The 21,739-nt window shown below is 70.2% G+C and carries 17 protein-coding genes; 6 read left to right on the plus strand and 11 right to left on the minus strand.

Features of this window, described 5'->3' with window-relative positions; all coding sequences use genetic code 11:
• Positions 1-31: 31 nt before the first annotated feature.
• The 7 genes from glgB to WS57_RS15755 all read right to left on the minus strand — a co-directional run bounded on the left by glgB (position 32) and on the right by WS57_RS15755 (position 13,056).
• Positions 32-2,230, minus strand: a complete 2,199-nt coding sequence (gene glgB, locus WS57_RS15725; protein WP_069244528.1) for a 1,4-alpha-glucan branching protein GlgB — start codon at positions 2,228-2,230, stop codon at positions 32-34.
• The gene (treS, locus tag WS57_RS15730) at positions 2,227-5,637 is read right to left on the minus strand and encodes a maltose alpha-D-glucosyltransferase (protein WP_059517851.1); all 3,411 of its coding nucleotides are present in this window, start codon (positions 5,635-5,637) and stop codon (positions 2,227-2,229) included. The genes glgB and treS overlap by 4 nt, the downstream gene beginning before the upstream one ends.
• A complete protein-coding gene (locus tag WS57_RS15735) occupies positions 5,637-9,014 on the minus strand; it encodes a maltotransferase domain-containing protein (RefSeq protein ID WP_069245428.1) in 3,378 nt (1,125 codons plus the stop codon). The genes treS and WS57_RS15735 overlap by 1 nt, the downstream gene beginning before the upstream one ends.
• 175 nt (positions 9,015-9,189) lie before the next feature.
• Positions 9,190-9,681 (minus strand): phage protein NinX family protein, encoded by a 492-nt coding sequence (locus WS57_RS15740; protein WP_009693813.1) that lies wholly within the window; start codon positions 9,679-9,681, stop codon positions 9,190-9,192.
• A 26-nt stretch (positions 9,682-9,707) separates the two neighbouring features.
• A complete protein-coding gene (locus WS57_RS15745) occupies positions 9,708-10,490 on the minus strand; it encodes an endonuclease/exonuclease/phosphatase family protein (protein WP_059517853.1) in 783 nt (260 codons plus the stop codon).
• On the minus strand, positions 10,481-12,721 hold the full coding sequence (locus WS57_RS15750; RefSeq protein ID WP_059602266.1) for a VTT domain-containing protein: 2,241 nt from the start codon (positions 12,719-12,721) through the stop codon (positions 10,481-10,483). The genes WS57_RS15745 and WS57_RS15750 overlap by 10 nt, the downstream gene beginning before the upstream one ends.
• Positions 12,718-13,056, minus strand: coding sequence for a hypothetical protein (locus WS57_RS15755; RefSeq protein WP_059517855.1), 339 nt, complete (start codon positions 13,054-13,056; stop codon positions 12,718-12,720). Before WS57_RS15755 ends, WS57_RS15750 begins: the two co-directional genes overlap by 4 nt.
• Before the next feature lie 290 nt (positions 13,057-13,346).
• On the opposite strand from WS57_RS15755, the gene WS57_RS15760 reads away from it, so the two are divergent.
• The 5 genes from WS57_RS15760 to WS57_RS15775 all read left to right on the plus strand — a co-directional run bounded on the left by WS57_RS15760 (position 13,347) and on the right by WS57_RS15775 (position 16,327).
• Complete coding sequence (locus WS57_RS15760; RefSeq protein WP_038455798.1) at positions 13,347-13,589, plus strand: DUF6566 family protein; 243 nt, start codon at positions 13,347-13,349, stop codon at positions 13,587-13,589.
• 72 nt (positions 13,590-13,661) lie between these two features.
• Positions 13,662-14,369, plus strand: coding sequence for a succinate dehydrogenase/fumarate reductase iron-sulfur subunit (locus tag WS57_RS15765; RefSeq protein ID WP_059517860.1), 708 nt, complete (start codon positions 13,662-13,664; stop codon positions 14,367-14,369).
• A 247-nt stretch (positions 14,370-14,616) separates the two neighbouring features.
• Positions 14,617-14,739: a hypothetical protein gene (locus WS57_RS38195; protein WP_009690327.1), complete on the plus strand. Its 123-nt coding sequence runs from the start codon at positions 14,617-14,619 to the stop codon at positions 14,737-14,739.
• Positions 14,740-14,790: 51 nt separating this feature from the next.
• Positions 14,791-15,201 (plus strand): TadE/TadG family type IV pilus assembly protein, encoded by a 411-nt coding sequence (locus WS57_RS15770; protein WP_009690328.1) that lies wholly within the window; start codon positions 14,791-14,793, stop codon positions 15,199-15,201.
• A gap of 10 nt (positions 15,202-15,211) precedes the next feature.
• Positions 15,212-16,327 carry a TadG family pilus assembly protein gene (locus tag WS57_RS15775; RefSeq protein WP_009690329.1) on the plus strand — a complete coding sequence of 372 codons (1,116 nt, stop codon included), beginning with the start codon at positions 15,212-15,214 and terminating at the stop codon, positions 16,325-16,327.
• Between the two features lie 304 nt (positions 16,328-16,631).
• Here WS57_RS15775 and WS57_RS15780 read toward each other — a convergent pair whose 3' ends face one another.
• Genes WS57_RS15780 through WS57_RS15795 form a run of 4 tightly spaced genes read right to left on the minus strand, consistent with a single transcriptional unit; the run spans position 16,632 to position 20,738 of the window.
• The gene (locus WS57_RS15780; RefSeq protein WP_059517920.1) at positions 16,632-17,015 is read right to left on the minus strand and encodes a GtrA family protein; all 384 of its coding nucleotides are present in this window, start codon (positions 17,013-17,015) and stop codon (positions 16,632-16,634) included.
• Between the two features lie 16 nt (positions 17,016-17,031).
• A complete protein-coding gene (locus WS57_RS15785) occupies positions 17,032-18,096 on the minus strand; it encodes a glycosyltransferase family 2 protein (RefSeq protein WP_059517864.1) in 1,065 nt (354 codons plus the stop codon).
• Positions 18,097-18,120: 24 nt separating this feature from the next.
• Entirely contained in the window at positions 18,121-19,503 is a 1,383-nt protein-coding gene (locus WS57_RS15790; RefSeq protein WP_052102149.1) for a glycosyltransferase family 87 protein, read from the minus strand.
• Positions 19,500-20,738, minus strand: a complete 1,239-nt coding sequence (locus tag WS57_RS15795; protein WP_009690333.1) for a glycosyltransferase family 87 protein — start codon at positions 20,736-20,738, stop codon at positions 19,500-19,502. The genes WS57_RS15790 and WS57_RS15795 overlap by 4 nt, the downstream gene beginning before the upstream one ends.
• 709 nt (positions 20,739-21,447) lie before the next feature.
• On the opposite strand from WS57_RS15795, the gene WS57_RS37100 reads away from it, so the two are divergent.
• Positions 21,448-21,675 (plus strand): hypothetical protein, encoded by a 228-nt coding sequence (locus tag WS57_RS37100; protein WP_144397696.1) that lies wholly within the window; start codon positions 21,448-21,450, stop codon positions 21,673-21,675.
• Positions 21,676-21,739: the final 64 nt, after the last annotated feature.

The following is a 21,739-nucleotide window of genomic DNA, read 5'->3' on the forward strand; positions in this document are numbered from 1 at the left end:
GGTCGGGACTCCGTGTCGAGGGCGCCGCCGGTCACGCCGGGCGCAACCATAGCGTCGCGAGTGGGGGCAGGCGCAGCGTCGCCGACCACGCCTCGCCGTGCGAAGGCACGTCCTCGGCCCACACGGCGCCGTCGTTGCCGGCGTTGGTGCCGCCGTATACGGCGGCATCGGTATTCATCAGTTCGCGCCAATGGCCGGGCGCGGGCAGTCCGACGCGATAGCCGCTGCGCGGCACCGGCGTGAAATTGCACACCGCGACGACGGTATGCCCGGCGTCGTCGCGCCGCGCGAACGCGAACACGCTGTTGTCGCGATCGTCGCCGATCAGCCAGGCGAAGCCGGCCGCATGACAGTCGAGCGCATGGAGCGCGGGTTCGGCCGCATAGGTGCGGTTCAGGTCGCGCACCAGCCGCTGCACGCCGCGATGCGCGGGCGCGTCGAGCAGGTCCCAGTGCGGCGTCGCGTCGTGCGCGAACTCGGCCCACTGCGCGAACTCGCTGCCCATGAACAGCAGCTTCTTGCCCGGATGCGCCCACATGAAGCCGAAATACGCGCGCAGCGTCGCGAGCCGCTGCCACGCGTCGCCCGGCATCTTCGCGACGAGCGAGCCCTTGCCGTGCACGACCTCGTCGTGCGACAGCGGCAGCACGAAGCGCTCGGAGAACGCATAGACGAGCCCGAACGTCATCCGGTCGTGGTGATAGCGGCGATGCACCGGATCCTCGCGCAGGTACGCGAGCGTGTCGTGCATCCAGCCCATGTTCCACTTGAAGTCGAAGCCGAGGCCGCCGTTTTCGGTCGGCGCGGTGACGCCCGGCCACGCGGTCGATTCCTCCGCGAAGGTGACGACGCCCGGCGGCGCGGCCGCACCGTGCAGCGTGTCGTTCAGCGCGCGCAGGAACGCGACCGATTCGAGGTTCTCGCGCCCGCCGTAGACGTTCGGGATCCATTCGCCTTCCGCGCGCGAATAGTCGCGATAGAGCATCGATGCGACCGCGTCGACGCGGATCCCGTCGACGTGATAGCGCCGCGCCCACGCGAGCGCCGACGCGATCAGGAACGCGCCGACCTCGTTGCGGCCGACGTTGAACACGCAGGTATGCCAGTCCGGATGCAGCCCTTCGCGCGGGTCGGCATGCTCGTACAGCGCGCTGCCGTCGAACTGCGCGAGGCCGTGCGGATCGTCGGGGAAATGCGCGGGCACCCAGTCGACGATCACGCCGATGCCGGCCGCGTGCGCACGGTCGACGAAGCGCGCGAAGCCGTCGGTCGGGCCGAAGCGCGCGGACGGCGCGAACGGTGCGAGCGGCTGGTAGCCCCACGAGCCGCCGAACGGGTATTCGGCGATCGGCATGAACTCGACGTGCGTAAAGCCCATTCCGCGCACGTACGGGATCAGGCGCTCGGCGAGTTCGTCCCACGTCGCGCTGCGGTCCATCTGCTCGGGAAACCGCTGCCACGACTCGGGATGCACTTCGTAGATCGAGCACGGCACGCGATAGCGGTCCGTGTGCGGCCGCGCCTGCAGCCACGCGTGGTCGTGCCACGCGAACGCGTCCAGCGCGCCGACGTCGGCGACCACCGACGCGGTGCGCGGCGGCGCTTCGGTCGCGCGCGCGCACGGGTCGGCCTTCTGCGGCAGCACGCGTCCGTCGGCCGCGCGCAGTTCGTACTTGTAGTGCGTGCCCGCGCCGATGCCCGGCACGAACAGCTCCCACACGCCCCACGGCAGCCGCAGCCGCATCGGGTGGCGACGGCCGTCCCACGCGTTGAAATCGCCGACCACCGATACGCGCTGCGCATTCGGGGCCCAGACCGCGAAGCGCACGCCGTCGATGCCGTCGACGCGCGCGGGCGTCGCGCCGAGGCAGTCGAGCACCGCGGCCGGATCGCCGGCCGCGAAGCGCGCGAGCGCCGCGTCGTCGAGCAGCGGGCCGAACGCGTACGCGTCGTCGGTCAGCTGCCGCGCGCCGGGCCAGTCGATCGCGAGCTGGTAGTGGCCGTCGTGCGCGATCGTGCCGGCGAAGCAGCCGGCGGGGTCGACGCACGCGAGCGTGCCGAGTTCGGCGCCGTCGTCAGACACCGCGCGCACGCGTTCGGCGCCCGGCAGCAGTGCGCGCACGACGACGCGATCGGCCACCACGTGCGGGCCGAGGCACGCGAACGGGTCGGGATGGCGGGCGGCGAGCAGCGCATCGATATCGGCGCGATCGAACAGCGTATCGGTCATCGCGATTCTCCGTCGTCGGCGGCGCCGTGATCGAGCAGGCGCTCGACGAGCGCCGCGAGGCCGCCCACCGGCACGCTCAGCCAGTCGGGGCGGTTCGCGGCCTCGTAGCACAGCTCGTACGACGCCTTGTCGATCAGGAACAGCGCGAGCAGGCGATCGGTGTAGCGCGGATCGACGAAGCGCACCGGCGCCTGCTCGGCGGCCGCGCGATAGCATTCGACGAACCGGTCGGCCGCCGCCTGCCCGAAGCGGTCGAACAGCGCGCGCTTGCGGTCGGCGGCCTGCGCCGGCGCCTTCTCGATCGTGAACTGCCCGGTCGCGCTGACATACGACAGCGAGCGCAGGAACCCGGCGACGTCGCGCAGCGGATGCGATTTCGCGCGCCGCCGCTCGAGCGGGCGTGCCGGCTCGCCTTCGAAATCGATCAGCAGCGCATCGCCCTGCACGTCGAGCACCTGGCCGAGATGGAAGTCGCCGTGGATGCGGATGCACTGCGCGTCGAGCGTGCGCGGCACGAGCTTGCCGAGCGCGCGCACCGCGTCGCGGCGTGAGGCCAGCAGCGCGTCGGCTGCCGCGCGCGAGCTCGCGTCGAGCGCATCGAGCCGTGTGCCGAGCACGTCGAGCGCGTGCTCGAACGATGCGATCGCGTCGGCGCACCAGCCTTCGACATGCGCGGGCGTCGCGCGCTCCGGCGCGAACGCGGGATCGTCGGACGGCTGCGCGAGCGCGACGTGCAGCTCGCCGAGCCGCGTGCCGACGATGCCGGCGAACGCCGCATAGCCGTGCATGGCTTCCGGTTCGAGGTCCGGCTCGGCGGCTTCCTCGTCGTCGGCGGCCGGCAGCGCCAGTTCGTCGACCGCGCGCTTCAGGAAGTCGAACGAACGCGTCCACGCGTCGCCCTGGTTGTCGACGTAGCGCTGCAGGATCGCGACGGTGTGCGGCGCGCCGTCGGGGTCGACGTGCACGACCTCGCCGGCGAGCGTGGCGGTGTTCCGGTAGCCGATCCGCGTCAGGTACCGGCTCATCTCCGCTTCCGGATGCACGCCGTGCGCGACCTTGCGCACCAGCTTCAGCACGATCGCATCGCCGATCACGAGCGAGCTGTTGCTCTGCTCGGCCGCGAGCCAGCGCACTTCCGCGTCGTCGCCCGGGTCGAGCTCGGCCAGCCCCGCGTCGGGCAGGAAGGCGAGCTGGCCGCCGTCGGAGGTCGGCACCGTCTCGGCCGCGCGCAGCTTGCGCAGCATCCCGTGCGCGAACGCCGGCAGCGCGAATGCGTCGGTCAGGTAGCCGACCGTATGGCCGCGCCGCACGCGCGCGAGCGCGAGCTGCGCGAACAGCGGGCCGGAGGTTTCGCCGCCCCATGCGGCCGCGAGCGGCACCACGTAGCGCTCGACACCGCTGTCGCCGCGCACCGTGACCCACGCTTCCGCGTACTGGAACGGCTCGCCCGGCATCGGCGTGACCACGTTGAGCCGCGCCTCGCCGATGGTGCGGTCCTTCGACGCGAACCAGCGCCGGCGCACCAGCCACGACGCGAGCGCATCGTGCGCGAGCGTGTGCAGCTGCGCGACGTCGGGCCGCGTGTCGCCGCGCCGCATCACGAGCGTCACGTATTCGGGCAGCGGCTCCGCATGCGGCTGCCGCCACGCCGGTTCGCGCCCGTGCGAGGACAGCACGAACCACAGGAACCCGTACGGCGGAAAGGTGAGCAGATACGGGAGCTGGCCGACCGGCGGAAACGGCGAGTCGGACGTCATCTCGATCGGCACGCGGCCCGCGAATTCGGACAGGTCCAGCTCGACCGCCTGCGATGCGCGCGACAGGTTCGCGACGCACAGCACCGGCTCGTGGCCGTCCAGCTCGCGCAGATACGCGAGCACCTTGCGGTTCTCGGGCCGCAGGAAGCGGATCGTGCCGCGGCCGAACGCCTGCGTCGCGCGGCGCGTCGCGAGGATGCGGCGCGTCCAGTTCAGCAGCGAATGCGGATCGCGCGTCTGCGCCTCGACGTTGATCGCGTCATAGCCGTACAGCGAGCCCATCACGGGCGGCAGCACCAGCAGTTCCGGATCGGCGCGCGAGAACCCGCCGTTGCGGTCGGACGACCACTGCATCGGCGTGCGCACGCCGTCGCGGTCGCCGAGGTGGATGTTGTCGCCCATCCCGATCTCGTCGCCGTAGTAGATCACCGGCGTGCCCGGCATCGACAGCAGCAGCGAGTTGATCAGCTCGATGCGGCGGCGGTCGCGCTCCATCAGCGGCGCGAGCCGGCGCCGGATGCCGAGGTTCAGCCGCGCGCGGCGGTCGCTCGCATAGGTCTGCCACAGCAGGTCGCGTTCGGAATCGGTGACCATCTCGAGCGTCAGCTCGTCGTGATTGCGCAGGAACACCGCCCACTGGTTGCTCGGCGCGAGCGCCGGCGTCTGCCGCATGATGTCGATGATCGGAAAGCGGTCCTCGCTGGCGATCGACATGTAGATGCGCGGCATCAGCGGAAAGTGGAACGCCATGTGGCATTCGTCCTCGTTGCCGAAATACTCCTGCACGTCCTCCGGCCACTGGTTCGCTTCGGCGAGCAGCATGCGGTTCGGATACTCGGCGTCGATCGTCGCGCGGATCCGCTTCAGGATCGCGTGCGTCTCGGGCAGGTTCTCGTTGTTGGTGCCTTCGCGCTCGACGAGGTACGGCACCGCGTCGAGCCGCAGCCCGTCGATGCCGAGGTCGAGCCAGAAGCGCATCACCTGCAGCACCTCGCGCACGACGGCCGGGTTGTCGAAGTTCAGGTCCGGCTGGTGCGAATAGAAGCGATGCCAGTAGTACTGGCCCGCGACCGGGTCGTGGGTCCAGTTCGACGTTTCGGTATCGAGGAAGATGATCCGCGTGCCCGCGTACTTCGTGTCGGTGTCGGACCACACGTAGTAGTTGCGGTACATCGAGCCGGGCTTCGCGCGGCGCGCGCGCTGGAACCACGGATGCTGGTCCGACGTGTGGTTGATCACCAGCTCGGTGATGACGCGGATGCCGCGCGCATGCGCTTCGCGGATGAAGCGGCGCACGTCGGCGAGCGTGCCGTAGTCGGGATGCACGTCGCGATAGTCGGAGATGTCGTAGCCGTCGTCGCGGCGCGGCGACGGGTAGAACGGCAGCAGCCAGATCGCGTCGACGCCGAGTTCCGCGATGTAGTCGAGCTTCGCGATCAGGCCCGGGAAATCGCCGATGCCGTCGTGGTTCGAATCGAAGAACGACTTCACGTGCACCTGGTAGATGATCGCGTCCTTGTACCAGAGCGGGTCGTCGGCGCACAGGGCCGGCGCGCGGCGGCGCACGCGGCGCTGGCGCGGCGTGCCGGCCGGTGCGAGCGACGCGAACTGCGCGCGGCGCACGTCGTCGAGGGAATCTTCGCGTTTCATCATCCGTGTCCTCCCGACGAATGGCGGCCATGGTCCGGCTCGGGCGGCGCCAGCGCGGCGCCGGCGGCGGGCGCGAGCCGCCAGATCGCATAGGGCCGCACGTGCGGGTCGAGCGATACGTACTGCCGGTGCCCGCGCCAGGTTTCGGCGTGCGCGGCATCGTGTTCGAGCGCATCGAGCGGCTCGCCGTCGACGATGCCGAAGCCGCGCCACAGCGCCGCGTCGAGCGTGAAGTTGGCGGCCTGCGGATGCCACGGGTCCAGGCTGATCGCGACGACGACGACGCTGTCGAACGCGGGCGTCGCCTTGACGAACACCAGCACCGCGTCGTTGTCCGCGTCGACGAACGTGAGCCCGAGGTGGGTCTGCAGCGCCGGGTTGTCGCGCCGCGCGCGGTTCAGGCGCGCGATCTCGGTGCCGATATGCGCGGCCTTGCTCCAGTCGCGCGCGCGCAGCTCGTACTTCTCCGCGTCGGCGTATTCCTCGCTGTCGGGCAGCGGCGCCGATTCGCCGAGCTCGAACCCGGAGTACATGCCCCATGCGCCGGACAGCGTCGCCGCGAGCGCCGCGCGGATCACGAACTGCGTGCGCGGCGCGTTCTGCAGATGGCGCGGATTGATGTCGGGCGTGTTGACGAAGAAGTTCGGCCGGAAAAACTCGCGTGCGGGGCCCGCGGTCAGTTCGGTCAGATAGTCGATGAACTCGCGCTTCGATTCGCGCCACGTGAAGTAGGTGTACGACTGCGAGAAGCCGAGCTTTGCGAGCCGGTACATCATCGCGGGCCGCGTGAACGCCTCGGACAGGAACACGACGTCCGGATGGCGGCCGCGCACGTCGGCGATCAGCCACGCCCAGAACGGCAGCGGCTTGGTATGCGGGTTGTCGACGCGAAAGATCCGCACGCCCGCCTCGATCCAGAACAGCACCACGTCGCGCAGCGCGAGCCACAGGCCGGGCAGCGCGTCGGGCGCGTAGAAATCGGGGTTCACGATGTCCTGATAGCGCTTCGGCGGATTTTCCGCATAGCGCAGCGAGCCGTCGGGACGCCACGCGAACCAGCCCGGATGCCCGGCGAGCCACGGGTGGTCGGGCGAGCACTGGATCGCGAAGTCGAGCGCGATGTCGAGCCCGTGCGCGCGCGCCGCGTCGACCAGCGCGCGGAACGACGCGAGCGTGCCGAGCTGCGGATGCACGGCCGTATGGCCGCCTTCGGGCGAGCCGATCGCGTACGGGCTGCCGACGTCGTCGGGGCCCGCCTGCAGGCTGTTGTTGCGGCCCTTGCGCGCGGCCGTGCCGATCGGATGGATCGGCGGGAAATACAGCACGTCGAAACCCATGTCGCGGATGCGCGGCAGATGCGCGATCACGTCGTCGAAGGTGCCGTGCCGGTGCGGATCGTTGCTCGCGGAGCGCGGGAACATCTCGTACCAGCTCGAGAAGCGCGCGGCGCGACGCTCGACGTCGACCGGATAGACGGTGTCGTCGTGCGTGACGAACGGGCGGTAGCGCAGCGCCGCGAACGCGGCGGCCAGCTCGGCCGAGCCGAGCAGCGCAAGGCGTGCATCGGGCGGCGCGTCGTGGAACTCGGCGGCCGCGCGCTCCATCCGCGACAGCGCGCGGGCGTCGGCCGGCGCGGCCAGCTTCATCGCGGTCGCGAGCAGCAGCTGCGCCTCGCGCAGTTCGAGCGACACGTCCTGGCCGGCCGCGTGCTTTTTCTCGATGTCGCTGACGAGCGAGGCCCAGTCGTCGCGCCATGCGATCACGCGGAATTCGTGGCGGCCGAGCCGGTCGAGCGCAATGCGCGCGCACCAGCGGTCGTTCGGTTCGGCCGTAAACGGCGCTTCGTGCCAGTCGCGTTCGCCGGCTGCGCGCCAGGCGAGCGCGGCGGCCAGGTGCGCATGGCCGTCCGAGAAGATCGACGCGCGCACGACCAGCATGTCGCCGACCACGCGCTTGACCGCGAAGCGGCCGCCATCGACCGACGGCTCGACGCGCTCGATCGCGATCCGGTCGCCCGCGAGCGCGGCGGACAGCGTCTCGCGCTCGCGTGCGGCGTCGCGCGGCATCGTCGCGGGCGGCGCGCGGCGCGCGTGCAGCAGCGTGCAGCCGCCCGGCGCGAGCGTGAACGGCGCAAGCGGCGCGGCCGGGCCGTCGGGCACCTTCCTGCGTGTCAACGCGCCCGGCACGCCGGGCAGGAACGTCGCGGGATCGACGCGGGCGTCCGCGTCGAGATCGGGATTCAGCGCGATCAGCAGCGCGTCGTCGTCGTATTCCAGCGACGGACCCGCGCCGCGCAACAACACGGTCGCGCGCGCGGCGGGCGCGCTCAGCTGCGCGATTTCGCCGCGCGCGGCCGCCAGCGGCGTCGCGCGACGCCATGCGTTCGCGTCGGCGATCGTCCCCGACAGGTCGAAGCGCGCGGCGTCGAACGCCGCGCGGTAGCGATCGGCGTCCGCGTCGCGCGCCATCAGCGGCAGCGCGACGCCGCGCTCGAAACCCATCGGCACCAGCCAGCCGGTGCCGACCGAGGCCGCGGTCCACAACGCGCGGCGGTACGCGCAGGCGACGGTGTCGTCCTGTGCGTCGGGCCAGTCGTCCGCGAGCCGCGGGCCGTCGTACGCGTCGGGAAACGCGATCGGCGCGCCGATGCGCCGCAGCAGCCGGTGCTCGTCGACGAACCACGGCGCGCGCAGGTCCCACCAGCGCGCCGACGAAAACACCGCGTCGAAGCCGGCCGCCTCGAGCGGCACGAGCGCGTCGCGCGCATGGCCCGGCACGCCGGCCAGCACCGCGAGATCCGGCCGCGCGCGGCGCAGCGCGGCGCGCCAGCCGGGCCACCATGCGGCGGGCAGGCGCTGCGGCGCATCGATCAGGAAGCCGGCCGCGCCGGCATCCGCATACGCGGCCAGGTGCGTGCACCACCAGGCGGACAGCGCGTCGTGCGTCGCGTCGTCGGCGAGATTCGCGTGCGCGACATCCTGCGCATGCACCGCGCTGCGCGGGTCGATCAGCGCGTCGTCGTGCGCGCGCTCGACGTACCAGTCCGGATGCTGCGCGCGCAGCGGGTTGTCGCGCGCGATGCGGTCGGGCACGACTTCGAGCAGCATGCGCAGCCCGTGGCCCTGCGCGAGCCGCGTCAGCTGCGCGAAGGTGTCGAGCGCGCTCGTGCGCGTCGCGAATACGTCGGCGGGCCGCTCGAAATCGGCCACGTGGCGCGGAAAGCCGGCGACGCTGGCGGCCCAGTACGCGCCGACGAGCACGTGGTCGAAACCCATTCCCGCGATATGCGCGAAGAGCGCCGGCCATGCGTCGAGCGGCCCGACGAGGCGGGCGTCGCAGAAATACAGGCGCGGGGCGAAGGTCGGCGTCGGTTTCATCGGTTCGTCGGGAGCGGCCATGGCGGCGATCGGAGCGAGTGTCCTCGCAACCCGCGTGCCTGCGGCGTCGAGGCCCGTGCAGCAAGACCGCGGCCCGGCGCCGGGCGCCCGGCGCTGTCGTTTTTACATGAACGGCGCACGGCCGATGAAGGCGATGCCCATTGCGCGGGCGCGCTCACATGCGCGGCACGGAGCGGATGTCCGTGCTGTCGCCGGTCGCCAGGTCGCGGTCCGTTTCGGGGATCGGCGTGCCGGGGTCGTAGCGCACGACGGCGCCGCGTTCGATCCGGTGCGCGAACGTCGGCGGCGTGTCGACGGTGTCGCCGAAACGCGCGCGCACGAACGCGCGCAGCAGCGCGATGCGCGCATTCGGGCCGCGCGCGCCGCAGGTCGACGGGCCGTCGACGAAACATGCGTCGCATTCGACGACGTCGCCGCCGCGCTGCGCGACGCGCAGGTCGACGACGCGGTCGAGCACCGCGCCCGCATCGGCCCACGACGCGGACGGCGCGAACTGCGCGTCGAGGCGCCGCAACGCGTCGCACGCGGCGGTCACGATGACCGTCGGCGCGACTGCGGTGAAGCGCAGCGTGTCTTCGGCGTCCGCGCACAATGCGCGTGCGCACCAGTAGTCGAGGGCGGTTCCGTCGAGTTCGTCGATTCGCATGCGCAGGCTCCGTCAGGTCGGCGCGCTCAGCGCGCAATCGTCATGCCCGACGCGCGCATGCGCGCGACGAGCGGATAGTGATCGGACGCGTGCCGCGCGCGCACGCTGCGATGCACGGCGACGTCGACCAGCAGTTCGCCCGGATGGATCCAGATCCGGTCCAGCGAGAACACCGGATACAGCGTCGGAAACGTGCGCGGCGCCGGCGCGCGCCGGAACCGCGTGACGAGCGCCTGCAACGCGCGGCCGCGCACGAACCATTCGTTGATGTCGCCGAGCAGGATCACCGGCATCGTGCCGGTGTCGAACGCGGCGAGCAGCCGCTGCACCTGTGCGCTGCGCTCGACGGCCGACAGCCCGAGATGGGTCGCGACCACGCGGATCGTGCCGATGCCGCAGTCGATGTCGGCGTCGAGCGCGCCGCGCGGCTCGCGCCGATGGAACGACAGGTCCAGCGTGCGCGCCGCCCGGATCGGGCAGCGCGACAGCACCGCGTTGCCGTAGCGGCGTTCGGCCGTGTCGATCGTCGGGCCGGCCACCGCGTGCATACCGGTCGCGTCGCGCAGGTGCGCGAGCACGTCGGGCGCGCGCGTGCCGCCGAGCGGCACCTCCTGCAGCGCGATCACGTCCGCATCGAGTTCCTCGATCACGGCCGCGATCCGGTCGGCCGCGCGCGCCGGCCACGCGCCGTAGCCGCCGCGGATGTTGTAGGTCGCGATGCGCAGGTCGCGGCCGCCGGGCGCGGCGACCGGCGGCGCGTCGGCCGTGACGACTTCGGGCGGCGCCGCCGCATGCCGGTTCATCGCCATTGCCGCAGCACCCTGACGAGCAGCACCGACACGCCGACCAGCGTGACGCCGATCGCCGCGAGCCAGCCGAACGCGGCCGGGCGCGGATGGCTGAACGCGGCGGTCAGCTGATGCGCGAACGTGACGGTCAGCGCGATGCCGGGCAGCATGCCGATCGCCGTGCCGACGACGAAGTCGCGCAGCCCGATATGCGAGGCGCCGGCGACCAGGTTCACGACGGCGAACGGCGCGACCGGCAGCAGCCGCAGCACGGCCATCGCGACGATGCCGCGCCGCCCGATATGCTCGCTGAGCCGGTTCGCGCGCGCGCCGGCGAGCCGGCGCACCGCGTCGCGACCGAGCCAGCGGCCGAGGCCGTAGGTCGCGACCGCCGCCACCAGCGTGCCGGCGCCCGCATACGCGAAACCCGGCCACGCGCCGAACACGAGCCCGGTCACGGTGATCAGCAGCGTGACCGGCACGGCCAGCGTCGCCGCGATCACGTAGCCGGCCAGCAGCAGCACCGGCGCGGCGGGCGACTGCGCGAGGCCGGCCGCCGCGTGCGACAGCGACGCGACGTTCACGCGCGCGCCGAGCGGCGTGAAGCGCCACGCGAGCGCCAGCGCGGCGACGAGCAGCACGAACGCGCCGAGGACGAAGAAGCGCGCGGTCAGCGAGCGGTGCTGTTCGCGCGGCACGAATTCGCGCACGAAGCGGTCCGGTTCGATCGGTTGCTCCGGGTCGAGCCGCGCGCTGACCGGCACGAGCGCGTCGAGCTGCGGCGCGACGGCCGGATCGAGCGTGCGCAGCGTGCGCCCTGCGTGCGCGCGCAGCCGGTCGAGCACCGCGTTCGGGCGCTCGGGCTGCGCGAAGGCCGCGGCGAGCGCATCCGGCGTCGTGCCGAGATGCTCGGCCAGCAAGCGGTCGCGCGTCGCGGCGATCGCGGCGCGCACGCGTGCGTCGCCGGCCGCCGCCAGCGCGATGCAGCATTCGGTGTCGAGCAGCATCGAGCGGTTGTTGAGGTTCGCGCTGCCGATCAGCAGGCATTCGTCGTCGACGATCGCGAGCTTGCTGTGCACGTTGACGCAGGCTTCGCCGAGGCCGTCGACGTGCGGATACAGCAGCCGGTAGCGGCCGAAGCGGTCGGCCGATTCGAGCGTCGCATGCAGCCGCGCGCGCAGCACGCCCATCGTCGCTTCCTGCAGCCAGCCGCTCTGCACGCGCGGCGCGACCACCGTCACGTCGGGGCCGTCGGCGTCGGCCAGCCGCGCGGACAGCGTCTCGCGCACCACGGCCGCGGTGAAGTACTGATTCTCGATGTACAGATGGCGGCGCGCGGCGCGGATCGCATCCTCGATCAGCGCGCGCACCTGCAGGACCGGCTCGCGGTCGCGATGGCGCGGCGCGGTGTACGCGATGCCGAGCTGCACGTCGCGCACGTCCACGCGTGCATCGGGCGGCCACCGGTCTTCGTCGTCGTCCGGCCGCCCGCGGTGCCGGTGCGCGCGGATCGCGATCGGGCGTCCGCAGGCGCGCAGCCAGCGCGCACGGGCCTGCCTGCCGATCTCGGCCGCCGCCTCGCCGTCGAACATCGCCTGCACGTCGTGGAACGGGCCGTACGGCGCGCCGTTCTGGTCGCGGCGGCGTGGTTCGTCCGCCGCATGAGCGGAGGTGTCCCAGCGCGCGCGCGTGAGGTCGAGGCCGCCGACGAACGCGAGCCGGTCGTCGATCACGACGAGCTTCTGATGATGCGATGCGCCGCGCGGATGGGCGTCGTCGAGCCGGAACGCGATGCCGCGATGCGCCTGCCAGCCGGCGCGATAGACCGGCGGCCAGTCGCGTTCGAGCGCGTAGATCATCGCGAAGTCCCACGCGAGCACGTAGATGCGCAGGCGCCGGCGCGCCGCCGCGAGCGCGTGCAGGAACGCGGCGAGCGGCTCGGGCCAGCCGTCGCGCGCGCCGCCCGGCACGAGCTGCATGCGGCTGTCGACGTCCCAGCCGACGATGAACACCGTGTGGCGCGCCCGCAGCAACGCGGCGCGCAGCGTCGAGAAATAGGCGTCGCCGTCGACGAGCGTCGCGAAGCGGTCCGCATGACGGATCGTGTCGCAGTTGCGTCCGCATTCGAGCAGGCCGTGCCGGACGATGTCGTTCGCGCCCGGCGTGCCGGCGCGGGCGTCGCCGGAACTCGCCGCGTGCGCGGGGGCCGCCGGCGGCCGGCCGGTGCGGGTGGCCCGGGCCGGCACGATCATTGTGTATCGACGCCCCGGCCGCCGTCGATGCGCTGCAGCAGCGCGTCGCAGCGCGCCCGCAGCGCACGCAGTTCCGGGGAACGCGCGTCGAGCCGCACGTAGGTGCCGTCGGCCGGATCGCCGTGCGCGGTTGCGATGTCGTAGATGCCTTGTGCGATCGTCACCGAAGCGGCCGCGATGCGGATCCGGTCGAGCCAGTCGCACTCGGCGCGATGGCAGGCGAGCCAGGCGCGCTGCGCGCCGACGAGCTGGCTGGTGGTGAGCCATGCGCCGGACCGCATGCGCGCGGCCAGCTGGCTCGTCACGAGATAGGAGAGCAGGTCGGTCCGTGTCACGCGGAACTCCTTGAGGATGTGGGTGAGAACAGGTCCGTACGCCGGCGAGGGCGGGCAGCATCCGGCGGTGCGCCGCGCATGTCGGTCGGCTCCTTTGCGAGGACGCGACCTGGACGTCGTCGGTGTCGGGCGCTTCGTTCGGCGGCTGGACGGGCGGCAGGGCCGCAAGCCGCGTGCCGGCCCGCCGGCACCGGGCACGAAGCGTGCGCGCCGGGCCGGCGGCGCGCGCGGCGATCATGCGGCGCGTATTTTTTGCACCGGCATCGCAGATAAGCACAGGAGGCCACACCATGCAGCATCAACAGGACGCACAGGTGCGCGATCCCTATCGCGGCCACGAGATTCGCGTATGGGCGCGGCGCAACGCGGGCGGCGCGTGGCGCGACGAGGTGCAGGTCTACGTCGACGGCGCGCGCATCGAGCTGACCGTGCCCGCCGCCGACGGTCCCGACTGGATGACCGAGGACGAAGCGCTGCGCGCGGGCGTCGAGCGCGGCCGCTACCTGATCGACAAGCGCATCGACGACGACTGAGCTCCGCCGGTATGGCGCTTGCGCGCAAGCGGCCGTTCCGCGGCCGCGAGCCGCCGCCTGCCAGGAGAAACGATGAGCGATCCGCGCACCCTCCATATCTACCGGTACGACCCCGACCGCGACGCGCAGCCGTACATGCAGCGCTTCGACATCGAGCTCGACCCGGCCGACCGCATGCTGCTGGACGTGCTCGGCCGCGTGAAGCGCAGCGACGAGACGCTGTCGTACCGGCGTTCGTGTCGCGAAGGCATCTGCGGTTCGGACGCGATGAACATCAACGGGACCAACGGGCTCGCATGCTTGACGAACATGCAGTCGCTGCCGCGCGAGATCGTGCTGCGGCCGCTGCCGGGCCTGCCGGTGGTGCGCGACCTGATCGTCGACATGACCGATTTCTTCAACCAGTACCACTCGATCAAACCGTATCTGATCAACGACACGCAGCCGCCGGCGCGCGAGCGGCTGCAGTCGCCGGCCGAACGCGATCAACTCGACGGGCTGTACGAATGCATTCTGTGCGCGTGCTGTTCGACGCAGTGCCCGAGCTACTGGTGGAACCCGGACAAGTTCGTCGGGCCGGCCGGCCTGCTGCAGGCGTATCGCTTCATCGCGGATTCGCGTGACCTGGCGACGGCCGAGCGCCTCGACGATCTCGAGGATCCGTATCGGCTGTTCCGGTGCAGGACGATCATGAACTGCGCGGAGGTGTGCCCGAAAGGCCTGAGCCCGGCGCGGGCCATCTCGGAGATCCGCGCGATGCTGGTGAGAAGGGCGGTTTAGCGGAACGGTGCGCGCCGGTCGCGGCGCTGCGTTTCAGGGTTGAAACACATCGCACGGCGTTGCGCGATTCGCCGACCGATCGTGCCGAAGTGCGACAGGCGTCGGCGTGCCGATCGCCGCGCTCTGTGCCGTTTTCTCCGCGTGTGCGCGAGCCGATCGATTCAGCGTTGAAACATTTTGTCCTGTCGGCGCGCTCGCAAAGCGGCGCGCCGGGCGGCCGTTCGCGTCCGGCCGCGGCGCCGCGCGCATGGCATGGATTCTGCATCTTCCCCGAAAAATCCCGACATACGCGAGCGGCAGCGATGCGGTGCCGCCGATCCCGGCGGCGCGTGCGCGCGGAATCGCGATTGAAAAGAAAGGCGGGTTTTAAATCCGGTCCATTCCGGCGAATCCGGAATCGACGCGATACGGGGATCGAAAAATGACACGGAAAAATCAAAAAGGCGTCGCGGTGGTCGAGTTTGCGTTCGTGCTGCCGGTGCTGCTGCTGATCATGTTCGGCATCGTCGAATTCGGCCTGTTTCTCTACGACAAGGCGGTTATCACGAACGCGAGCCGCGAAGGCGCGCGGGCCGGGATCGTGCTGAGCAACCCGCCGCCGACGTCGAGCAGCGTGCAGACCGTCGTGCAGAACTACACGTCGAACCATCTGTTGACCTTCGGCATGCAAAATACGCCGACGGTGGCGTCCAGCGGCGTCGGCGGCAGCTTCGGCACACCGGCGACCGTGACGGTCCAGTACCAGTTCAGCGGACTGGTGCTGGGCCAGTTGTTCACGGCACTCAACGGTCCGATCACGTTGAGTGCGACGACGACGATGAACAACGAGTGAGACGGCCATCATGCGCACGACAAAATCGATGAAGCGCCAGCAGGGCGCCGTGGCCATCATCGTCGGCATGGCGATGCTCGCGTTGTTGATCGTCGCGGCGCTCGCGATCGACATCGGCAACCTGGCGATCGCCCGCAACGAGACGCAGAACGCCGCCGACGCCACCGCGCTCGCCGCGGCCCAGTGCCTGTATCGCCACACGGCCTGCAGCAACACCACGGCGACCCAGCCCGACTGGTCCGGCGCGCAGGCCGAGGCGAGCACGTTCGCGCCGTCGAACACGATCCAGGGCGGGGCGGTGCAGGCCGTGACGGCCAATCCCGGCTATTGGGACGTGACCAACCCGTCGGCCGGCCTGCAGGCGCAGTCGATCACGCCGACCAGCACCGAGCTGCCCGCGGTCCAGGTCGTGGTAGCCAAGGACGGCAGCAATGCGAACGGATCGGTGCCGGCCTACCTGTCCGGCGTCATGGGCTTCGGTTTCCTGAGGACCAGCGCCGTCGCCACCGCCGTCGTGTCGTGGCCGGGGAGTGTCGGCCCGGGCGGATTGTTCCCGTTTGCGCTGTCGCAGTGCCTGTACGCGGCCTACTGGAACTCGGTGACCCATTCGCCGGCACTGGCAACGAGCACCGCGCCGCTGCCCGGTCAGACGGCTGCGCAAACGGTCGGCCAGCCGTACGTGTTCCAGGTCGGCTCGTCCTATCACATCAACAACTGCGAAGCCGGGCAGTGGACGACTTTCGACACCAACAACCAGAGCTCGAGCTATATGGTCGGCCTGATCACGGCCGGCAATCCGAACAGCATGTCGGTCGGCCAGAACACGTTCCTGCAGAGCGGCACCGAAAGCAACGGGTATCACGCGGTCGCGTCGTGCAGCCAGGCCGGGGACGGCAGCTGCGCGTGGGAGACGGTAGCGGTCGTCAACACGGTGACGACGACCCAGGGCACGCCTCAGCCGATCGTCGCGTTCGCGTGCGTTCATATCCTGAGCGAATCGGGCAGCGGCAAGAACGCGACGATCTATCTGCAGATGGCCAACAATCCCGACCGGTGCCAGACCGGCAATTCCGGCGGCGTCGGGCCGAACTACGGCGCGATCACGCCGCCTCGCCTGGTTCAGTAGGCGCGGCCGGGGATCGGACCACAATCCTTCGGGCCGTTCTCGCTCGATATGCGGCGACGGCGGCTTGCGTCGCACGACGTCCCGATTTGCCGAAGCGTGCGTGCGCGGTGTTCATTCGGGGATATCGTTGCGTTGACATCCATCCGAACGGAACCGCGCGTGCGTCGCCGGAGCCGTTCGCCGAGACGGCGCGTGCCGCGTTGTCGCCGAATCCGGCCGATCCGACGGCACGCAGCGTGACGGCGACCGTACCCGCTTCGTGCCATGCGACGCGCACGCCGATCGTCCGGATCCGCACCGTTCCCTACCGATACGTCCACATCCGGTGCAGCACGAATGTGACCGGCGGCACGAACAGCGTGATCACGACGATGCTCCAGCCGCGCGCGAGGCCGAGCGCTTCGGTGCCGTGCGCGACCAGCATCGTTTCCGCGAGGCCGCCGAACGCCACGACGACGAAGCGCATCATGTTACGCCGGCGCACGGTCGACGAAAAACTCCACAGCGTATTCGCGAGATACGAAAACACCGTCGCGCAGACGAACGCGACGGCATTCGCGACGACCTGCGTCGCGTCGACGAGCGCGAACATCGCGGACGCGATCAGCGCGTGGATCGCGGTCGAGCAGAGCCCGGACAACCCGAAACGGAGCAGCCGCGCGCGCTCGGACTGAAGGAGGGCGATCATCGTCGTCGCCTGCCGCTCAGCGCGCCGCGATCCGGGCGCGTGTCTGCGGTGCACGCCGGCGCGCGACATCGGCGCGGCCTTGCGCGGGATGGCGTCGCGCATCGCGCGCGACCGGCAGTTCGCTGACCTTGCTGTGCGTCTGGTAGCGGCGACGCACGAGGTAGACCGGCCGCTGCTTCGATTCGTCGTAGATCCGGCCGACGTATTCGCCGACGACGCCGATGCCGACCAGCTCGATGCCGCCGATAAACAGCATCGCCGAGATCAACGATGCATAGCCGGGCACCGGATTGCCGAACAACAGCGTGCGGCCGACGACGAACGCGCCGTACAGGAATGCGACCGCGGCGATACCGGTGCCGATGTAGGTCCAGCAGCGCAGCGGCAGCGTGCTGAAGCTCGTGATGCCTTCGAGCGCGAAATTCCACAGCTTCCAGCCCGAGAACTTCGAGTGCCCGGCGCTGCGCGGATCGCGCTGATATTCGACGATCACCGTCCGGTAGCCGACCCACGCGAACAGCCCCTTCATGAAGCGATGCCGTTCGGGCAGGCTGCGCAGCGCGTTGACGACCTTGCGGTCCATCAGCCGGAAATCGCCGACGTTCTCCGGCAGCTTCACGTCGGACAGCAGGTTGTGCACGCGGTAGTAGAGCGCGGCCGCGGTGCGTTTCGCAAACGAATCGCACGCGCGGTTGCTGCGCTTCGCGGCGACGACCTCGGCGCCGTCGCGCCAGTGATCGATCATCGTCGGGATCAGGCCTGGCGGATCCTGCAGGTCCGCATCGAGCGGGATGACCGCGTCGCCGAGCGCTTCGTCGAGGCCGGCCGTCAACGCCGCCTCCTTGCCGAAGTTGCGCGTCAGGTCGATCACGCGCACGCGACGGTCGTGCGTGGCGATCGCAACCAGGCGTTCGAGCGTGTCGTCGCGGCTGCCGTCGTTCACGCAGACGACTTCGAAGCGGATCGCGTCGATCGCCGCCATCAGCGGCATCACGACGTCGAAGAAGCGCTCGACGGCTTCTCCTTCGTTGTAGAACGGCACGACCAGCGAGACGAGCGGCGTGTGAAATGGAATCCGCATGACAGTTCCCCTGAGAGCGCCGCTTTAATGATGATGCCCGCGCGGCAGCGGGTGTTCGTCGCGGCGTGGTGCGGGCACGGCGCGGCGGCGCGTCCTGAACGGGCGCGTAAAGTCGATCTCGTCGGGATCGTCGCCTGCGTCGGGCAGCACCGGCGCATCGCGTCGCTCGCGGGCGACGCGCGCAACCAGCAGGACGAGCGACGCGAGCGTGACGATCGGCATCAGCTGGAACGACAGATACGGAACGAGCAGGAAGCCGCCGAGCGGCATCGCCCACATCAGCGCCAGCCATTCGCGATCGAAGCGTCGCCAGCCGTGCTCGCCGGCGTGGCGCGCATACCACGCGATCACGATGCCGTACCACGTCAGGTCGTAGTCGTACAGGTAAGGGCTGACCAGCAAGCACGCGCAGGTGACGGTCGCGGCGCGCAGCGCGTATGAGCCGTTGGCGCGCCACGTATAGAGCACGGCGAGCGCCGCGCCGGCAGCCGACAGCAGCTGCAGCGCGCGGGCGACGGCGGCCGGCCAGCCTGCCAGCGTCGCCATCGCGAAGACGGTCGGCATGCGGGAGAGCTTCGCCTGGCCGGTGAGCACGATCTGATAGGCGTCGTGGACGCCGTGTGCGAATGCGATCCAGGTGCCGGTGCCGAATGCCAGCGCCGACAGCGCGACGACGCAGGCGATCGTCGCGGCCCATGCGGCCAGCGCGCGCGATTGTCCGGCGCACAGCAGCGCGAGCGGGAACAGGATCGACAGCTGGGGTTTCATCGTCAGCAGGCCGAGGCAGACGCCGGCGGCGATCGGCCGGCGTCGCAGCAGCAGCAGGCCGAGCCCGGCCAGCGACGCAGTGAGCAGGCTGGTTTGCCCGCCGACGACGGTCAGGAACGCGCCGGGAAAGGCGAGCGCGCAGGGCAGCGCGAGCGCGTGCCGCGCGATGCCGCGGACCGTGGCGGCGAACAGCGCATACGTGGCGCCGAGCCACAGCACGGCGGCCAGCGCATACGGCAGCCAGCCGAGCGGCAACACGAACAGCAGCATGCTCGGCGGATAAAGCCACGGCAGGATGCCGTCGGCGGGGTTCATCGTCGGTATCGCGAGTTTCTGGACCGCGAACAGCGCCGGGAAACGCCATGCGTCGAGCGCGTGTCCGTGTGCCGCGAGCCGCGCGGCGCTCCAGACCGGCGAGAAGTCCTGCGCGAGCGGCTCCGGCGCGCCGGCGTGGTGCAGGATCACGCGCGCGACGTAGATGCCGACGAACAGCAGTTCGGTGAGCAGCACGCCACCGGCATAGAGGCGCACGCGCGCGCCGGTCAGCCAGTGCGGCCGGCGACGCGGGCCCGCGACCGGCAATGCCGGATGCGGAGCGACGACCGGATGTCCTGGCCGGGCGGGATGATGCGCCTTCATCGCGCGTGGCGGGCCACGCGCGACGCGCGGCGCACGACGACGAACAGCAGGGTCAGCAGCACGGCCGGCCCGATCTGCGGCAGCTTGAACAGCGGATTGAACATCTCGTAGAACGGCAGCAGCCACGCGAGCACGATCGCCCCCTGGTCGCCGGGCAACCAGCCTTGGTCGAGGCCGTACGCGATCAGGCAGAACACCGCGATGCCGAGCCAGGGCAACTCGTAGCCCCACAGATACGGCGTCGACAGCAGCGTCGAGATTGCCAGCACCGCGCCGCGCAGGCGCCGGTCCTGCGTACGGCGCCAGACGTCGACGGCGGCGACGACGGCAAGCAGCGCGATCATCGCCTGCACGGCCAACGCGACCGGCAGCGATGCACCGGCGAGCCGGAGCGCGGCGAACGGCGTCGGCGACGCGAACCAGTATCCGGGGAGCACGAAGTGCTGGTTGCGTACCGTCGACATCGCATCGAGCAAACCATGCAGCGCGACCGTACCGGTCAGCGCAACGCCGGCCGCGGCAAACAGCGCCGTCGTCAGCGCCGCGGCGATGAACGCGCGCCATTCGCGTGTCGCGATCAGCACGAACGGAAACAGGATCGCCATCTGCGGCTTGATCGCGAGCAGGCCGATCAGCACGCCCGCGATCGTCGGGCGCCGCTCGAGATGATGAAGCGCGAGCGCCGCGATGCCGGCGGTCAGGATGCTGTTCTGGCCGAACGATGCGGACAGGAACACGCCAGAGTACGCGAGCACGACGAGCGCGGCGGCGCGCGGTACGCGCAGATGCGCATGCAGCCCGGACAGGCGTGGGACTGCATGCGCGTAGCATAAAAGGCTGCCCGCGAAAAAGAGCAGATAAGCGGGCAGAAAGGGCACGAGGGCGACAGGCGCGACGAACAGCAACATCGTCGGTGGGTAGAGCCACGGCAGCGAGTGATGGCGCAGATACGCGCCGAACTCCGCATACTCCGCCTGGAACAGGGCAGACGCGTCGTAGGCCGATGCGGCTTGGCCGTGCAACACGAGATTCGAGACGGTCCAGAAGACCGAGAAGTCGGTGCCCGGGCGCGACGTGACGTTCGACGTAAAACCTTCCGTCACGTACCCCCAGGCCAGCAGCAAGGACAGGCAAAGCGCCAGCATGATGCAGCTGTACGGGACGATCCGGTCCGCGGTCAGCCATTCAGCACACCGTATCGTATGACGGCGCGTTTCGCGATTTTGTGTGTACATGATGCCCCGTATTCGGTGGAGGCTGCGTGGTCGGTGCAGCCATCTTTTGTTGTCGTATGTCCGGATCTCGTCGCGATGCACTGCGCGGTCCGGTGAATGCATTGTTGGAGAAAAAGTCAGACGACGCAAACCGCGCTCGCGAAACGCGCGATGTCGATGCGTGAGCAACGGGTTGAAAACGGCCGGTTTCGCGGGAAAAGGCCGCTGCCGCGCGATGTCGTGTTTCCGACCTGAAACATTTCGCGAGGGACGCGGCCGGGAAATATGTCAATGCTGCGAAATCCGGGCAAAGGGCGGCGTCCGGGAAAATCCCGAGAAAATAGTTTTCAGTCTTGCGTGGGGCGGTGCCGGGCACGGCGACGCGGTGACATGACGCGCACGGGCGATATCAAAATTGAAACATTTCGCGAGAGGCGTCCGTTGCAGCGGGCCCCTGGCAATCGCCGAACCCCGAAATAAACGGGCGGTTCGTCGAGCTGGCCCGCTCCTTGCCTAAGCGACGGCATGGCAGTCGACGGGGTGATGACCGGCCGGTTTGCGGTACCGATACAAACAACCGGATGGCGGCATGACCGCGGAAACGAAGACTGGGGCACGTCGGGGAAAGCGTGACTCCGGGTCGGGAAAACGTCGGCGTTACCGTCGATCGGCCAGGAACCGGCATCGTCCGGTCAATAAGATCAGCAAGACCGAGTTACGGGGAATAAAAATGAAAGACCAGCGCACATCGCGGCTTGCGCGCCGCTGCAGCAGCGTGCTGAAGAATTGCCGGGAGACCGTCTCCCGTGCATGGGCAACACGTATGGCGAACGGCATCGGCACCGTTCGTGCAGGCCGCCCGCTGCGGCCGGTCGAAGCGTACGTGCATCGCCTGCGTCCCGTCTCCATCGAATCCGCCCGCATGGGCAACTGCGCACACCGTTGCCGGTGGCGCTGAGCGTCGCGCTCTCGTCCTTTCGTAGTGCCCGCGGTACCCACTCCCTGCGTCGATCCAGGCCAGG

The organism is Burkholderia pseudomultivorans (genome assembly GCF_001718415.1).
In the GTDB taxonomy this organism is placed as follows: Bacteria; Pseudomonadota; Gammaproteobacteria; order Burkholderiales; family Burkholderiaceae; genus Burkholderia; species Burkholderia pseudomultivorans_A.

What these genes read in the sequence shown, in the direction of transcription:
- WS57_RS15775 (WP_009690329.1), top strand. Translation starts at nt 15,212, where the DNA reads ATGCGCACGACAAAATCGATGAAGCGCCAGCAGGGCGCCGTGGCCATC.
- WS57_RS15750 (WP_059602266.1), bottom strand. Translation starts at nt 12,721, where the DNA reads ATGATCGTGCCGGCCCGGGCCACCCGCACCGGCCGGCCGCCGGCGGCC.
- WS57_RS37100 (WP_144397696.1), top strand. Translation starts at nt 21,448, where the DNA reads ATGAAAGACCAGCGCACATCGCGGCTTGCGCGCCGCTGCAGCAGCGTG.
- WS57_RS15785 (WP_059517864.1), bottom strand. Translation starts at nt 18,096, where the DNA reads ATGCGGATTCCATTTCACACGCCGCTCGTCTCGCTGGTCGTGCCGTTC.
- WS57_RS15735 (WP_069245428.1), bottom strand. Translation starts at nt 9,014, where the DNA reads ATGAAACCGACGCCGACCTTCGCCCCGCGCCTGTATTTCTGCGACGCC.
- WS57_RS15760 (WP_038455798.1), top strand. Translation starts at nt 13,347, where the DNA reads ATGCAGCATCAACAGGACGCACAGGTGCGCGATCCCTATCGCGGCCAC.
- WS57_RS15770 (WP_009690328.1), top strand. Translation starts at nt 14,791, where the DNA reads ATGACACGGAAAAATCAAAAAGGCGTCGCGGTGGTCGAGTTTGCGTTC.
- glgB (WP_069244528.1), bottom strand. Translation starts at nt 2,230, where the DNA reads ATGACCGATACGCTGTTCGATCGCGCCGATATCGATGCGCTGCTCGCC.
- treS (WP_059517851.1), bottom strand. Translation starts at nt 5,637, where the DNA reads ATGAAACGCGAAGATTCCCTCGACGACGTGCGCCGCGCGCAGTTCGCG.
- WS57_RS38195 (WP_009690327.1), top strand. Translation starts at nt 14,617, where the DNA reads ATGGCATGGATTCTGCATCTTCCCCGAAAAATCCCGACATACGCGAGC.
- WS57_RS15780 (WP_059517920.1), bottom strand. Translation starts at nt 17,015, where the DNA reads ATGATCGCCCTCCTTCAGTCCGAGCGCGCGCGGCTGCTCCGTTTCGGG.
- WS57_RS15795 (WP_009690333.1), bottom strand. Translation starts at nt 20,738, where the DNA reads ATGTACACACAAAATCGCGAAACGCGCCGTCATACGATACGGTGTGCT.
- WS57_RS15745 (WP_059517853.1), bottom strand. Translation starts at nt 10,490, where the DNA reads ATGGCGATGAACCGGCATGCGGCGGCGCCGCCCGAAGTCGTCACGGCC.
- WS57_RS15740 (WP_009693813.1), bottom strand. Translation starts at nt 9,681, where the DNA reads ATGCGAATCGACGAACTCGACGGAACCGCCCTCGACTACTGGTGCGCA.
- WS57_RS15765 (WP_059517860.1), top strand. Translation starts at nt 13,662, where the DNA reads ATGAGCGATCCGCGCACCCTCCATATCTACCGGTACGACCCCGACCGC.
- WS57_RS15790 (WP_052102149.1), bottom strand. Translation starts at nt 19,503, where the DNA reads ATGAAGGCGCATCATCCCGCCCGGCCAGGACATCCGGTCGTCGCTCCG.